Here is a 14,041-nt window from a genome sequence, read left to right on the forward strand (position 1 = left end):
GGGCCGTCTGCGTTATGTTCGCCACATGACGACAACAACATCCGCGGAGAACCCCTCCAGCATCTATGTGCTGGCGGCCCACCCCCACTGGCGTGACTCGCGCGTGAACCGCCGGCTGTTCGCCGCCGCGCAGCGCGTGCCCGGCGCCGACGTGAACGACCTGTACGGCAGCTACCCCGATTTCGCCATCGACGTCGAGGCCGAGCGCGAGCGGCTGGCGCGCGCGGACCTGGTGGTGCTGCTGCACCCGATCCAGTGGTATTCGATGCCGCCGCTGCAAAAGCTCTGGGTCGATGACGTGCTGGGCTACGGCTGGGCCTACGGCCCCGGCGGCACCGCGCTGCAGGGCAAGGACTGCTGGCTGGTCGCCACCACCGGCGGCCCCGAGCCGAGCTACCACCCGCAAAGCTACAACCGCTACTTCTTCGACGCCTTCCTGCCGCCCTACGAGCAGACCGCCGCGCTGTGCGGCATGCGCTTCTTGCCGCCGCTGCTGCTGCACGGCGCGCGCCGCGCCAGCGAGGCCGAGGTGGCCGCGCATGTCGAGGTGTTCGTGCAGCGCCTGGAAAGCTACCCGGTGTGGCCCGAGATGGACGAGCTCGATGCCTGCATCGCCTGCCCGGTGCCCGAGACCGACCGCCCCGCCGAATCCGACGACGTGGGCCAGGTGATGGCCGGCGCGTTCCACAGCGCCATGACGCACGGCCTGGCCGTCGCCAACGGCAGCAGCACCCACAAGGCGGCCTGAGCATGGAACATGCACCCGCCTGGCTGACCAGCAGCCTGATCTACCTGAGCGCCGCCGTGCTGGTGGTGCCGCTGTCCAAGGCCCTGGGCCTGGGCTCGATCATCGGCTACCTCGTGGCCGGCATCGCCATCGGCCCCTGGGGCCTGGGCCTCGTATCCAGCGTCGAAGACGTGCTGCATTTCGCCGAGTTCGGCGTGGTGCTGATGCTGTTCCTGGTCGGCCTCGAACTCGAGCCCAAGCGGCTTTGGAGCCTGCGCCGCCCGATCTTCGGCTGGGGGTCGGCGCAGGTGCTCAGCTGCGCGGCAGTGCTGTTCGCCGTCGGCTGGGCCGTGGGCGCGCCGTGGCGCGTGGCGCTGGTGGCGGCGCTCGGGCTGGCACTGTCGTCCACCGCCATCGCGCTGCAGGTGTTCGGTGAACGCAACCTGCTGAAGACGCCCAGCGGCCAGGCCGGCTTCTCGATCCTGCTGTTCCAGGACGTGGCAGCGATCCCGATCCTCGCGCTGCTGCCGCTGCTGGCCGGCGCCACGGCGGCCGAGCAGGCCGTGAGCGGGCTGGACCGCGCACTCGAGGCGCTGAAGATCGTCGGCGTGATCGCCGGCATCATCCTCGGCGGCCGGCTGCTGCTGCGCCCGATCCTGCGCTGGATCGCGCGCAGCGACACGCCCGAGATCTTCACCGCCGCCGCGTTGCTGCTGGTGGTGGCCATCGCGGCGCTGATGCAGTTCGTCGGCCTGTCGATGGCGCTGGGCGCCTTCCTTGCCGGCGTGCTGCTGGCCGAAAGCGAGTACCGGCGCGAGCTCGAGACCGACATCGAGCCCTTCAAGGGCCTACTGCTGGGGCTGTTCTTCATCGCGGTGGGCATGTCGATCAACTTCGGCGTGCTGCTGGCCAACCCGGGGGTCATGGCGCTGCTGGTGGTGAGCTTCCTGGTCATCAAGCTGGTGGTGATCTACGCGCTGGCCAAGGCCATGGGCCTGGCTTACCAGGAGCGGCCGGTGTTCACGCTGCTTCTGGCGCAGGGCGGCGAGTTCGCCTTCGTGGTGTTCCAGGCCGCCGGCCCCGACGTGCTGCCGCCGCAGACCACCTCGCTGCTGATCGGCGCGGTGGCGCTGTCGATGCTGCTGTCGCCGCTCTTGCTGGTGCTGCTCGACAAGTTCGTGCTGCCGCGCTACAGCCACGCGGGCGGACCGCAGCTGGAGGAAATCTCGGAGCAGCAGGACGCCAAGGTGCTGATCTGCGGCTTCGGTCGCTACGGCCAGATCGTCGGTCGCCTGCTGATGTCGCAGGGCCTGCGCGTGACGGTGCTCGACCACGACGCCGACACCGTCGAAGGCCTGCGCCAGTTCGGCTTCCGCGTGTTCTACGGCGACGCCACGCGGCTGGACCTGCTGCGCACCGCGGGCGCGGGCACGGCGCGCGCCATCGTGGTGGCGGTGGACGACATCGAGCAGTCGCTGGATATCGTCGACCTGGTGCGCGAGAACTTCCCGCAGGCGCGCATCATTGCGCGCGCGCGCAACGTGACGCACCTGTTCCAGCTGCGCGACCGCGGCGTGCAGGACATCGAGCGCGAGGTGTTCGAGTCGTCGCTGCGCAGCGCGCGCTCGGCGCTGGAGGCGCTGGGCTGGCCGGCGGCCGAGGCGCGCGAGGCGTCGATGCGTTTCCGCCAGCGAAACCTCAAGCTCAGCGACGAGATCTACCCGCACTACAAGGACCGCGCCAAGCTGATCGCCGCCAACAAGGCGGGCCGCCAGCAGTTCGAGGAACAGATGGCGCGCGAGCGCGAGGAGCGCAAGCTGCGCTCAGGCCAGGACTGGGACCGGCTCGGCGAAGACGAACCAGCGGGCGAAGCGAAGGCGCCCTGACGCCCGAGCGTCAGACCGGTACGGTCAGGTACACGCCCTCGCGGCCGATCACCGGTGCGCGGGTCGGCATGAAGATCGTGCAGCCGTCGCAGGGCGAGCGGATCTCGCGCCCGGCCTGCACCGCGATCAGTTCACCTTGGTCGAAGGTCTCGAAACCGAGCACCGGGCGCACGAAGGCGAAGTCGTCCGACGTGACCATGTGGACCTCGAGCAGCCGGAAGCGGCGCGCGGCCACCGGCACGCGCGGCACCGGGTCGACAAGCCCGAGGTGCGCCAAAAAGCGCAGCGACACGTCGGTGGCCAGGTCGGCCGCCGACTGCGCGAAGTGCTGGCCGCACTCGACCACCACCGCGCCGCCGTCGATGCCCGGCTCGCCGTGGCGGCCGTAGGCCGTGACGCCCGTGCCGGGCGCGGCGCCCACGGGCATCACGAGGTGCACCGTCGGACCGCCGACGGCCTGCGCCAGGCCTGCATTGCGCTCGAACTCTGGGTAGACCCAGAAAGGCTGCACGGGCGCGCGCGTGGAATGGATGTCCAGCACGTAGTCGGCCGCGTCGAGCACCGGCCGCAGCTCGCGCGCGCGGCGCAGCTCGGGGCCGTCCCCGGTGCCGTCGAGCAGCTCGGGCGACCAGATGCGGTTCAGGTTGTGCACCAGCTGGCGGTTCTCGTAGGGCCGGTCGATGTCGAAGGCCTCGTAGGCCTCGACGTTCGCGAAGCTCACGGTGAGCGTGCCGATCTTCGGGCGCACGCCGCTGTCGAGCAGGTGGGTGGCCGCGACCATGCCGCAGATCTCGTTGCCGTGCGTGAGCGCGTTGACGAGCACGTGCGGGCCCGGCTTGCTGGACGCGAAGCGGTGCACGTAGTCGATGCCGGTGTTGCCCTGGCGGTAGGCCGAGAGGTCGCGCGGGAGCACCTCCAGCGGTGCGGTGTCGGGTGCGAAGGTCGGCAGTGTCTGCGTCATGGAACCAGCCGCCCGTTCACTCGCCGCGGATGCCGGCGCGCTTGACCATCTCGCCGTACAGCGCGAGCCGCTCCGACATCATGGCCGTGAACTGCGCGGGCGACTGCGCCTCGGGCGCGAGCGAGCCGCGCGCCAGCAGCGCCTCGACCATCGTCGGCTGATCGGCCACCGTGCGCACGGCCTTGTGCAGCGCGGCGATGACCTCGGGCGGCGTCTTCGCGGGCGCGGCCAGGCCGATCCACGAGGTGGTGTTCAGCACCGGATAGCCCAGCTCCGTGAAGGTCGGCACGTCGGGCAGCGCCGCGACGCGCGTGGGCGAGGCCACGGCCAGCGCGCGCAGCTTGCCGGCCTGGATGTGCGGCAGGAAGGGCGCGAGGTTGTCCAGGCCGAACTGCACTTCGTTGGAGATCAGCGCGGTCACCAGCGGGCCGCCACCGCGGTAGGGCACGTGCGTGGCGTTGAGCTGCAGCTGCGACTTCATCAGCTCCACGTTGAGCTGGCCCATGCTGCCCGGCCCGGCGCTGCAGAAGTTGAGCTCGCCCGGGCGCGACTTCACCAGCGCCACGAACTCCTTGAAGGTCTTGGCGGGCACGGCCGGGTTCACCAGCAACACGTTGATGGAGCGCGCGAGCTGGCTGATGGACAGGAAATCCTTGATCGGGTCGTAGCCCGGGTTGGCCTGCGTCAGCGGGTTGGCCAGGTGCGAGCTCTGCGACGACACCACGAGCGTGTAGCCGTCGGGCTTGGCGCGCGCCACCTGGGCGCTGGCGATGGAGCCGCCGGCGCCGGCGCGGTTGTCGATAACCACCGGCGTGCCCAGCGCCTTCGACAGCGGCTCGGCGTACAGCCGCGCGATCAGGTCGACCGAACCGCCGGCCGGGAACGGCACCACCAGCGTGACCGGGCGGGCCGGAAAGGCCTGGGCGCGCGCGGACAGGGGCAGCAGCGCCGCCGTCAGGCCGGCGCCGAGGATCTCGCGCCGGCGCAGGGCGGGCACGGCGGGGGTGATGGAACGCATGGCAAGGTCTTTCTGCAGAAGAAGCGGGCAATCGGGCGGACAGGTCCGGCCGAAATCGTGCATTCATTTTTGCAAGGAGGCCCTATTTTTGCAATACTCTTTGCAAACATGAGGTTTCTCCGATGCCGCACGCAGACACCCCCACCGCCCCCAGCCTCACCCAGCGCATCTCGGGCTATGGCAAGAAGCTCACGAAAAGCGAGCGACGCCTCATCGAGGAATTGCAGGCGCACCACCCGCAGGGGCTGCTCGAATCTGCAACGAGCCTTGCAAGAAAGGTGGGCACCAGCGCCTCGACCGTGGTGCGGCTGCTCGCCAAGCTGGGCTACGAGAGCTACGCCCAGGCGCAGATGGAGGCGCGCGCCGAAGTCACCGCCCTGCTGGCCTCGCCCGCCACGCGCGCCGACGCGGTCATCGGCGACGACACCTCCGTGCGCAGCTGCCTGGACAACGCGTTGCTGCACGACCAGCACAACCTGGCCGCCACCTTCGCGGCGCTCGACGTGGGCGCGTTCGAGGCGGCGGTGAAGCTGCTCACGCAGCGCAAGGTGCGCGTGCACGTGCTCGGCCAGCGCAACGGCCTGCCGCTGGCCAGCCACCTCGCGCTGAACCTGAACCTGTGCCTGCCCGACGTGCGGCTGCTGGGCGGCGCGGGCGCGCTGCCGCTCGAAGACCAGCTGCTGCGCATCGACGACAACGACCTGCTGCTCACGCTCACCTTCCGCCGCCACTCGCTCGCGATCGCGCGCACGGCGGCCTACTTCCGCGAGAAGGGCGCGAAGGTCGTCATGGTCACCGACAGCCCCTCCGCGCCCGCGGCGGCCTCGGCCGATCACCTGCTGCTGGTGCGCACCTCCAGCGCCTCGCCCTTCGATTCGTACACGGCGGCGCTGTCGGTCTGCAACGCCTTGATCACCGCGGTGGCGCAGCGCCGCAAGAAGGAACTGGCCGCCGTGTTCGAACGCGGCGCGGCGCTGTGGGAGCCGCACTGGAACGAGGCGGCGCCGCGCGCCGCCTGAGCCTCAGGCCGCCGGGGTTCCGAGCCCCAGCAGGCGCACCGCGTTGTCCTTGAGGATGCCGGGCATCACCTCGGGCTTGAAGCCGGCGGCCTCGAAGTCCTTCATCCAGCGGTCGGGCGTGATCAGCGGGTAGTCGCTGCCGAACAGCACGCGGTCCTTGAGCAGCGTGTTGGCGTACTGCACCAGCTGCTTCGGAAAGTACTTGGGGCTCCAGCCCGACAGGTCGATCCACACGTTGGGCTTGTGCGTGGCCACGCTCAGCGCCTCGTCCTGCCAGGGGAAGCTGGGGTGGGCCATGACGATCTGCATGTCGGGGAAGTCGATGGCCACGTCGTCCAGGTGCATCGGGTTGCTGTACTCCAGCCGCAGGCCCCCGCCGCAGCGCATGCCCGAGCCGATGCCGCTGTGGCCGGTGTGGAAGATGGCCGGCAGCTTGTACTCGGCGATCACCTCGTAGATCGGCCAGGCCATGCGGTCGTAGGGGTGGTAGCCCTGCACGGTCGGGTGGAACTTGAAGCCCTTCACGCCGTGCTCCTCGATGAGCCGCCGCGCCTCGCGCGCGCCCATCTTTCCCTTGTGCGGATCGACGCTGCCGAAGGCAATCATGATGTCGCTGTTCTGCTGCGCCGCCTCGGCGATCTCCTCGTTCGGGATGCGGCGGCGGCCCATGTTCGACTCGGCGTCGACCATGAACATCACCAGCCCGATCTTCCTTTCACGGTAGTACGCCACGCTCTCGGCGATGGTGGGGCGGCGGTTCGAGCCGAAGAACTTGTCGGCCGCGCGGTCGTATTCCTCGCCGTAGTTGTCGAAAGGGTTCCAGCAGCTCACTTCGGCGTGGGTGTGGATGTCGATCGCAATCAGGTTCCGTGGGTCCATGTCGTTGTCTCCGGTTCGGGTAAGTCCCTAGGTTTCGGGAGGCTCCAATGCCTTGAATTGATTATTTCTCATAACCATAATCCAACGCAACCCCGCACACCATCATGACCAATCCAGACCTCCACCTCGACATCCGCGACGACGTCGCCATCGTTCGTCTCACGCGCGGCGCCAAGCGCAACGCGCTGTCCGACGGCCTGATCCTCGCGCTGCGCGACACCTTCGAGACCCTGCCCGCCACCGTGCGCGCGGCCGTGCTCGACGGCGAGGGCCCGCATTTCTGCGCCGGCCTGGACCTGAGCGAGCTCAAGGAGCGCGACGCCGGCCAGGGCATGCAGCACTCGCGCCTGTGGCACAGCGCACTCGACCTGATCCAGCACGGTCCGGTGCCGGTGGTGGCGGCGCTGCACGGCGCGGTGGTCGGCGGCGGGCTCGAGCTGGCCAGCGCCTGCCACATCCGCGTGGCCGACCGCTCCACCTTCTACGCACTGCCCGAAGGCTCGCGCGGCATCTTCGTGGGCGGCGGCGGCTCGGTGCGCATCCCCAAGCTGATCGGCGTGGCGCGCATGACCGACATGATGATGACCGGCCGCGTCTACAACGCCGAGGACGGCGAGCGCGCCAACTTCGCGCAGTACCTGGTCGACGAGGGCACCGCCTTCGACAAGGCCCTGGAGCTTGCCAAGCGCATCGCCACCAACGCGCCGCTGACCAACTACGCGCTGATGCACGCGCTGCCGCGCATCTCCGAGCAATCGGCCGACCACGGCTTCTTCACCGAGGCGCTGATGTCGGGCATCGTCCAGGCCGCGCCCGAAGCGAAGGAACGCGTGCGCGACTTCCTCGAAGGCCGCGGCGCCAAGGTGAGCAAGGGATGACCGCCGTCCGCTACCGCCCGCTGGCCTTCGGCGTGACGCGCGCGGTGCTGCGCGACGGCGCGCCGGGCACGCGCTACCTCACGGCCGAGACGCCGCTGCAGGCCTACCGCGAGCGCATGACCGACCGGCTCGCGCACTGGGCGCAGGTCGCGCCCGATCGCACCTTCATCGCACGCCGCGAGCGCCTGCCCGACGGCCGCACCGGCGACTGGCTGCGCGTGAGCTATGCGCAGGCGCTGGAAGAAGCGCGCGGCATCGGACAAGCCCTGCTCGATCGCGGCCTGAACGCCGAGCGCCCGGTCGTGATCCTCAGCGAGAACGGCATCGAGCACGCGCTGCTCGCTCTGGGCTGCCTCTACGCGGGCGTGCCCTACTGCCCCGTGTCGCCGCCCTATGCGATCGTGAGCCAGGACTACGACAAGCTGCGCCACGTCATCGACACGCTCACGCCCGGCCTGGTGTTCGCGGCCGACGCCGCGCGCTTCGCCAAGGCCATCGCGGCCACCGTGCCCGCCGGCACCGAGGTCGTGCTCGCCGAAGGCACGCTCGAAGGCCGCGCCACCACGCGCTTCGACGTGCTCGCCGCCACGCCGGCCACGCCCGCCATCGATGCGGCGATGCAGGCCACCGGCCCCGACACCATCACCAAGTTTCTTTTCACCTCGGGCTCGACCAAGATGCCCAAGGCGGTGATCAACACGCACCGCATGTGGTGCGCCAACCAGCAGCAGCTGCGCCAGTCGATTCCCGCCCTGGGCGACGAGCCGCCCGTGCTGGTCGACTGGCTGCCCTGGAACCACACCTTCGGCGGCAACCACAACGTGGGCATCGTGCTGGACAACGGCGGCACGCTGTTCATCGACGACGGCAAGCCCACGCCCACCGGCATGGCCGAGACGCTGCGCAACCTGCGCGAGATCGCGCCCACCATCTACTTCAACGTGCCCACCGGCTTCGAGGCGATTGCCAACGCGATGGAAAGCGACGCCGTGCTGCGCCGCAACCTGCTGTCGCGCGTGAAGATGTTCTTCTACTCGGGCGCCGCGCTCGCGCAGCCCGTGTGGGACAGCCTGCACCGCACGCAGGAATCGGAAGTCGGCGAGCGCATCGTGATGGGCACCGGCCTGGGCATGACCGAGTCGGGCCCCTTCGCGCTGTACGTGACCGGCCCCGACGTGAAGTCGGGCGACGTGGGCCTGCCGGCCGCCGGCATCGAGCTCAAGCTGATCGAGGTCGACGGCAAGACCGAGGTGCGCTACCGCGGCCCCAACATCACGCCCGGCTACTGGCGCGCGCCCGAAGCCACCGCCGAGGCCTTCGACGACGAAGGCTTCTTCTCCACCGGCGACGCGGTGAAGTGGATCGACGACCGCGACATCCACCGCGGCCTGCGCTTCGACGGCCGCATCGCCGAAGACTTCAAGCTCGCCACCGGCACCTTCGTGAGCGTGGGCCCGCTGCGCGCAAAGATCATCGCAGCCGGCTCGCCCTATGTGCAGGACGCGGTGCTCACGGGCATCAACCTGAAGGAAGTCGGCGCGCTGATCTTCACTACGCAGAAGGTGCGCCAGCTCTGCGATTTGCCCGGCGACGCCCCGCTGCAGCAGGTGCTCGAAAGCGCGCCGGTGCAGGCGCATTTCCAGCAGGTGGTGGACACGCTCGCGGCCGGCGCCACCGGCAGCGCCAACCGCATCGCGCGGCTGCATCTGATGGCCGAACCGCCCTCGATCGACAAGGGCGAAGTGACCGACAAGGGCTCGATCAACCAGCGCGCCGTGCTCAAGCACCGCGCCGCACTGGCCGATGCGCTGCACGCCGACACGCTGCCTTTCACGCTCAAGCCCCGCTAACCCAATCAGGAGACAACCCATGAAGATCGAAGGACAAGCCGCACTCGTCACCGGCGGCGCCTCGGGCCTCGGCGAGGCCACCGCGCGCGAACTCGCGCGCCTGGGCGCCAAGGTCGCGGTGCTCGACCGCAACGCAGCCCTCGCCGAAAAGGTGGCGGCCGAGATCGGCGGCGTCGCCTGCGTCTGCGACATCACCGACACCGACAGCGTGAACGCCGCGCTCGACAAGGCGCAGGCCGTACACGGCCCCGCGCGCATCCTGATGAACGTGGCCGGCATCGGCAGCGCCAAGCGCATCGTCGGCAAGGACGGCAACCCCGCGCCGCTCGAAGACTTCGTGCGCGTGGTCAACATCAACCTCATCGGCGGCTACAACATGGCGCGCCTGTTCGCGGCGCGCTGCGCCAAGCTCGACGCGCTCGACAACGGCGAAAAGGGCGTGATGCTCTTCACCGCCTCGGTCGCGGCCTTCGACGGCCAGGTGGGCCAGCAGGCCTACAGCGCCTCGAAGGGCGGCCTCGTCGGCATGACCCTGCCGATGGCGCGCGACCTCGCGCAGCACGCCATCCGCGTGTGCACCGTGGCGCCCGGCCTCTTCGCCACGCCGCTGCTGCTGGAGCTGCCCGAGCCGGTGCAGCACTCGCTGGCCGCGTCGATCCCGTTCCCGCCGCGCCTGGGCAAGCCGTCGGAGTTTGCCGAGCTGGCCTGCCACATCGTCACCAACGGCCACTTGAACGGCGAAGTGATTCGCCTCGACGGCGCCTTGCGCATGGCGCCGCGCTGATTCCCGCCCCCGCAGACAACCAGGAGACAAGACCATGACCACCCGACGCCAATTCACGGCGGCGCTCGGCGGCACCGCCGCGCTCGCCGCATTGCATCCCCTTGCCGCACTCGCCCAGGCAGTGCAGCAGCAGGTGAAGATCTACTACGGCTTCCCGGCCGGCAGCGCGGGCGACAGCGTGGCGCGCCGCGTGGCCGACAAGCTGGGCAACACGCCCTTCACCGCCACCAACCCGGTGGTCGAGAACAAGCCCGGCGCGGGCGGGCGCATCGCGCTCGACACGCTGAAGACCTCGCCGGCCGACGGTTCGGTGCTGTGCCTCGCGCAGGCCTCGGCGCTGTCGATCTACCCGCACATCTACACCAAGCTCAGCTACGCCATCCCCGACTTCGCGCCCATCTCCATCGGCGCCGTCATGACGCACGGCCTGGCCGTCGGCCCGATGGTGCCGGCCAGCGTGAAGACGCTGAAGGACTACATCGCCTGGGCCAAGGCCAACCCCGGCCAGGCCAGCTACGGCTCGCCGGGCGCGGGCTCCACGCCGCACTTCCTGGGTGCGCTGCTGGGCCTGAGCACCGGCACCGATCTGCGCCACGTGCCCTACCGCGGCTCGCTGCCCGGCATCAACGACGTGGTGGGCGGCCAGATCGCCTCGTGCCTGACGCCCGCCGGCGACTGCCTGCCCTTCGCCAAGGCCGGCAAGCTGCGCGTGCTCGCCACCTCGGGCGCGCAGCGCCCCGCCTACCTGCCCGACGTGCCGACCTTCACCGAGCAGGGCTTCCCCGAGATCGTGGCCGACGAGTGGTTCGGTTTCTTCGCACCGGCGAAGACGCCTGCCGCGACCATCGCCGTCGCGAGCACCGCGATCCAGGCCGCGCTGAAGGACAAGGCCGTGGCCGATGGCCTGCTGTCGGTGGGCCTGATCGCGCACGGCTCCTCGCCCGAAGAGATGAAGAAGTCGCTGCAGTCCGAGTACGAACGCTGGGGTCCGCTGGTCAAGAAGATCGGCTTCACCGCCGAGTCCTGAACCCCATGCATTACCAGCCTCGCCCCGAAGACGTCCGCTTCCTGTTGAACGCGGTGCTCGATGCGCCCACGCGCCTGCGTGCCCTCGCGCCCTTCGCGGAGGTCGACGAGCCGCTGCAGTCGCAGGTGCTCGAAGAAGCCGCACGCTTCGTCGGCGAGGTGATCGCGCCGCTGAACCGTGAGGGCGACGAGGTGGGTTGCCGCTTCGATGGCGGCGAGGTCGTCACGCCACCGGGCTTTCGCGCGGCCTACCAGGCCTTCGTGGACGGCGGCTGGCCTGCGCTCTCCGCCGCCACCGAAGACGGCGGCCAGGGCTTGCCCGCGGTGCTCGAGGCCATCCTCTACGAATGGCTCAGCGCCGCGAACCACGGCTTCACCATGGCGCCGGGGCTGCTGCACGGCGCGTACGCCTGCCTCAAGCACCACGGCAGCGACGAACTGAAGAGCCGCTATCTGCAGAAGATCGCGACCGGCGAATGGCTCGCGACCATGTGCCTCACCGAAGCGCATGCCGGCAGCGACCTCGGCCAGGTGCGCACGCGCGCCACGGCGCAGGCCGACGGCAGCGTGCGCGTGAACGGCAGCAAGATCTTCATTTCGGGCGGCGAGCACGACCTCACGCCGAACATCGTCCACCTCGTGCTGTGCCGCCTGCCCGATGCGCCGGCCGGGCCCAAGGGCCTGTCGCTGGCGCTCGTGCCCAAGGTGTTGCCCGACGGCGCGCGCAACGCGGTGCACTGCGAGCGCATCGAAGAAAAGATGGGCCTGCACGGCAGCCCGACCTGCACGATGCGCTTCGACGACGCCACCGGCTGGCTGGTCGGCGAACCCGGTCGCGGGCTGGCCGCGATGTTCGTGATGATGAATGCGGCGCGCCTGCACGTCGCGCTGCAGGGCATCGGCCTGCTCGACGCCGCCTGGCAGAAGGCCGACGCCTACGCCGCCGAGCGCCGCCAGATGCGCGCGCCCGGCGTCGCGCCCGCCAGCCGCGGCACGGAGGCGGCCGACCTGATCGCCGAGCACCCGGCCGTGCGCCGCATCCTCGACACGCAGCGCGCCTGGATCGACGGCGCGCGCGCACTGGCCTACCGCAGCGCGCTGATGCTCGACATCGCCACGCACGACAGCGACCTCAAGGCGCGCGAGCGCGCGCAGCGCTGGTGCTCGCTCGTCACGCCGGTGCTCAAGGCCGCCTGCACGCACCAGGCCTTCCATGGCGCGAGCGACTGCCTGCAGGTGTTTGGCGGCCACGGCTACGTGCGCGAATGGGGCGTCGAGCAGGTGGTGCGCGACGCGCGCGTGACCATGATCTACGAGGGCACCAACGAGATCCAGGCCATCGACCTGCTGGTGCGCAAGGTGCTGCCCGACGGCGGCGCGGCGCTGTCGGCCGTGCTGCTCGAGCTGCGCGACACGCTCGACGCCTCGCGCGAGGCCGACGCCGACGTGCAGCGCCGGCTGGCGCAACTGCGTTACCTGGGCACCACGGTGGCGATGGCGGCGCACGCCAACCCCGTGCTGCCTTACGAGGTGGCGGACGACTTCCTGCGCGTGACCGCGCTCACGCTGATGGCGTGGGCCTGGGCCCGCATCGAAGTGGCCGCGCCCGACGATGCGGATCGCCTTCGCGCCGCGGCGGCCTTCCGGCGCTGGGTGCTGCCCGAGTTCGAGATGCGCCTGGGCATCGTCAAGCGGGCTTGTGAGGGTGTCGCACTGACGCATTCCGCACAAGAGGCGTCACGCTAGTTGTTCGAGAAAGCAACGCGCGGTTACGCTCGCCGCATGCCTCCTCCCGCGAAAACACCGTCCGCCAAAACCGAATCCGCCGCTGCGCCGTCGCCCCGCACGGACCGGCTCGACGCCCGCGTGCTCGAAGGGCTGGTCGGCTACAACGCCCGGCGCGCCTGGCTGATCGTGAGCACCGTGTTCGCCGACCGCATGGCGCCCTACGGCCTCAAGCAGATCGACTTCTCGGTGCTCTCGCTGCTGGCGCACAACCCGGGCGCCACCTCGCGGCAGCTGTGCAACACGCTGGACATCCTGCCGCCCAACCTCGTGAGCCTGGTGGCCACGCTGGACGGCCGCGGCCTCATCGAGCGCCGCCCGCATCCGCACGACGGCCGCGCCGTCGGCCTGCACCTCACGCCGGCCGGCGAGACGCTGATCCGCGAGGCCGAGCAGGCCGTGGTGCAACTGGAAACCGAAGCCAGCAGCCGCCTGAGCACGCGCGAGCGCGAGACGCTCATCAAACTGCTGCAGAAGATCTATCTCTGAGACCGGAGCGCGGCGACGCTGCGGCTACAGGCCGCGTTCCACCATGTCGATGAGGCGCTGCCCAAGCGCATGCGTGGCCGTTGCGTCGACCCCGCGCAGCGGGCCGTCGATGATGAGCAACGCCAGCCCGTGCACCGCCGACCACGCGAGGTATTCGGCGCCCGGGCGCCGCGCCGGGTCGAGCAGGCCCGCGTCCACGAGCCGGTCGACGGCCGCGCCCAGCAACTCGAACGGGTTCATGCCGCTGGCGCCCGCGCCGTCGGGACCGACGTCGCCCTGCGCGTCTTCCGACACCACGAAGGCCGTGCGAAACAGCCCCGGCTGCGCCTGCGCAAAGCGCAGATAAGCGGTGCCGATGGCGCGCACCTGGGCGCGCGCGAAGTCGGCGGGCGGCTGGTCGCAGGGCAGCACGGCGAGTTCGCTTTCCATCGCCTTGGCCGCCTCCGACAGCGCCGCGGCACGCACCGCCAGCAGCAGGTCGTGCCGGCTGGCGAAGTGGCGATACGCCGCGTTCGGCACCACGCCCACGCGGCGCGTGGCCTCGCGCAGCACCACGGCACTGGGGCCCCCATCCCGCGCCAGTTCGATGCCGGCATCCAACAGCGCACGGCGCAGGTCGCCGTGGCGGTAGGTGGTGCGCGCGGGCGGCAGGCTTTCGGGAACGTTGTTGAGCTTCATCGCGACTCCATGTGGACACTGTCCATTATCTCTGCTATTCTTTGTGGACGGTGTACACAAG

The 14,041-nt window shown here is 70.2% G+C and carries 13 protein-coding genes; 9 read left to right on the forward strand and 4 right to left on the reverse strand.

The window, feature by feature from the left end; all coding sequences use genetic code 11:
- Positions 1–25 precede the first annotated feature (25 nt).
- Together ACAM52_RS27630 and kefC are read left to right on the forward strand one after the other, a co-directional pair.
- Positions 26–748, forward strand: coding sequence for an NAD(P)H-dependent oxidoreductase (locus tag ACAM52_RS27630; protein ID WP_095950881.1), 723 nt, complete (start codon positions 26–28; stop codon positions 746–748).
- Positions 749–750: 2 nt separating this feature from the next.
- Entirely contained in the window at positions 751–2,613 is a 1,863-nt protein-coding gene (kefC, locus tag ACAM52_RS27635) for a glutathione-regulated potassium-efflux system protein KefC (protein WP_070061960.1), read from the forward strand.
- A 10-nt stretch (positions 2,614–2,623) separates the two neighbouring features.
- On the opposite strand, the gene ACAM52_RS27640 is transcribed toward kefC, so the two are convergent.
- A complete protein-coding gene (locus ACAM52_RS27640) occupies positions 2,624–3,574 on the reverse strand; it encodes a succinylglutamate desuccinylase/aspartoacylase family protein (protein ID WP_095746699.1) in 951 nt (316 codons plus the stop codon).
- 16 nt (positions 3,575–3,590) lie between these two features.
- Complete coding sequence (locus tag ACAM52_RS27645) at positions 3,591–4,592, reverse strand: tripartite tricarboxylate transporter substrate binding protein (protein WP_095746700.1); 1,002 nt, start codon at positions 4,590–4,592, stop codon at positions 3,591–3,593.
- A gap of 122 nt (positions 4,593–4,714) precedes the next feature.
- On the opposite strand from ACAM52_RS27645, the gene ACAM52_RS27650 reads away from it, so the two are divergent.
- Positions 4,715–5,611 carry a MurR/RpiR family transcriptional regulator gene (locus ACAM52_RS27650; protein ID WP_369645116.1) on the forward strand — a complete coding sequence of 299 codons (897 nt, stop codon included), beginning with the start codon at positions 4,715–4,717 and terminating at the stop codon, positions 5,609–5,611.
- 3 nt (positions 5,612–5,614) lie between these two features.
- Here ACAM52_RS27650 and ACAM52_RS27655 read toward each other — a convergent pair whose 3' ends face one another.
- Positions 5,615–6,490: an amidohydrolase family protein gene (locus tag ACAM52_RS27655; protein WP_062479505.1), complete on the reverse strand. Its 876-nt coding sequence runs from the start codon at positions 6,488–6,490 to the stop codon at positions 5,615–5,617.
- Positions 6,491–6,594: 104 nt separating this feature from the next.
- Between ACAM52_RS27655 and ACAM52_RS27660 the strand changes: the two genes are divergently transcribed.
- From ACAM52_RS27660 to ACAM52_RS27685, 6 genes are read left to right on the forward strand one after another with little or no spacing between them, the layout of a single operon-like run.
- Positions 6,595–7,368: a crotonase/enoyl-CoA hydratase family protein gene (locus ACAM52_RS27660; RefSeq protein ID WP_095746702.1), complete on the forward strand. Its 774-nt coding sequence runs from the start codon at positions 6,595–6,597 to the stop codon at positions 7,366–7,368.
- Entirely contained in the window at positions 7,365–9,218 is a 1,854-nt protein-coding gene (locus ACAM52_RS27665) for a feruloyl-CoA synthase (protein WP_369630073.1), read from the forward strand. Before ACAM52_RS27660 ends, ACAM52_RS27665 begins: the two co-directional genes overlap by 4 nt.
- 19 nt (positions 9,219–9,237) lie before the next feature.
- Entirely contained in the window at positions 9,238–10,002 is a 765-nt protein-coding gene (locus tag ACAM52_RS27670) for an SDR family NAD(P)-dependent oxidoreductase (RefSeq protein ID WP_354342252.1), read from the forward strand.
- Positions 10,003–10,036: 34 nt separating this feature from the next.
- A complete protein-coding gene (locus ACAM52_RS27675; protein WP_062479517.1) occupies positions 10,037–11,029 on the forward strand; it encodes a Bug family tripartite tricarboxylate transporter substrate binding protein in 993 nt (330 codons plus the stop codon).
- A 5-nt stretch (positions 11,030–11,034) separates the two neighbouring features.
- Positions 11,035–12,774 (forward strand): acyl-CoA dehydrogenase family protein, encoded by a 1,740-nt coding sequence (locus ACAM52_RS27680; RefSeq protein WP_369645117.1) that lies wholly within the window; start codon positions 11,035–11,037, stop codon positions 12,772–12,774.
- Positions 12,775–12,810: 36 nt separating this feature from the next.
- Entirely contained in the window at positions 12,811–13,302 is a 492-nt protein-coding gene (locus ACAM52_RS27685; protein ID WP_062479522.1) for a MarR family winged helix-turn-helix transcriptional regulator, read from the forward strand.
- A gap of 24 nt (positions 13,303–13,326) precedes the next feature.
- Here the strand turns inward: ACAM52_RS27685 and ACAM52_RS27690 are convergent, their stop codons facing one another.
- Entirely contained in the window at positions 13,327–13,980 is a 654-nt protein-coding gene (locus tag ACAM52_RS27690; protein WP_095746706.1) for a TetR/AcrR family transcriptional regulator, read from the reverse strand.
- Between the last annotated feature and the right edge of the window lie 61 nt (positions 13,981–14,041).

It is taken from the genome of Variovorax sp. V118 (genome assembly GCF_041154445.1).
Lineage (GTDB): Bacteria > Pseudomonadota > Gammaproteobacteria > Burkholderiales > Burkholderiaceae_C > Variovorax > Variovorax boronicumulans.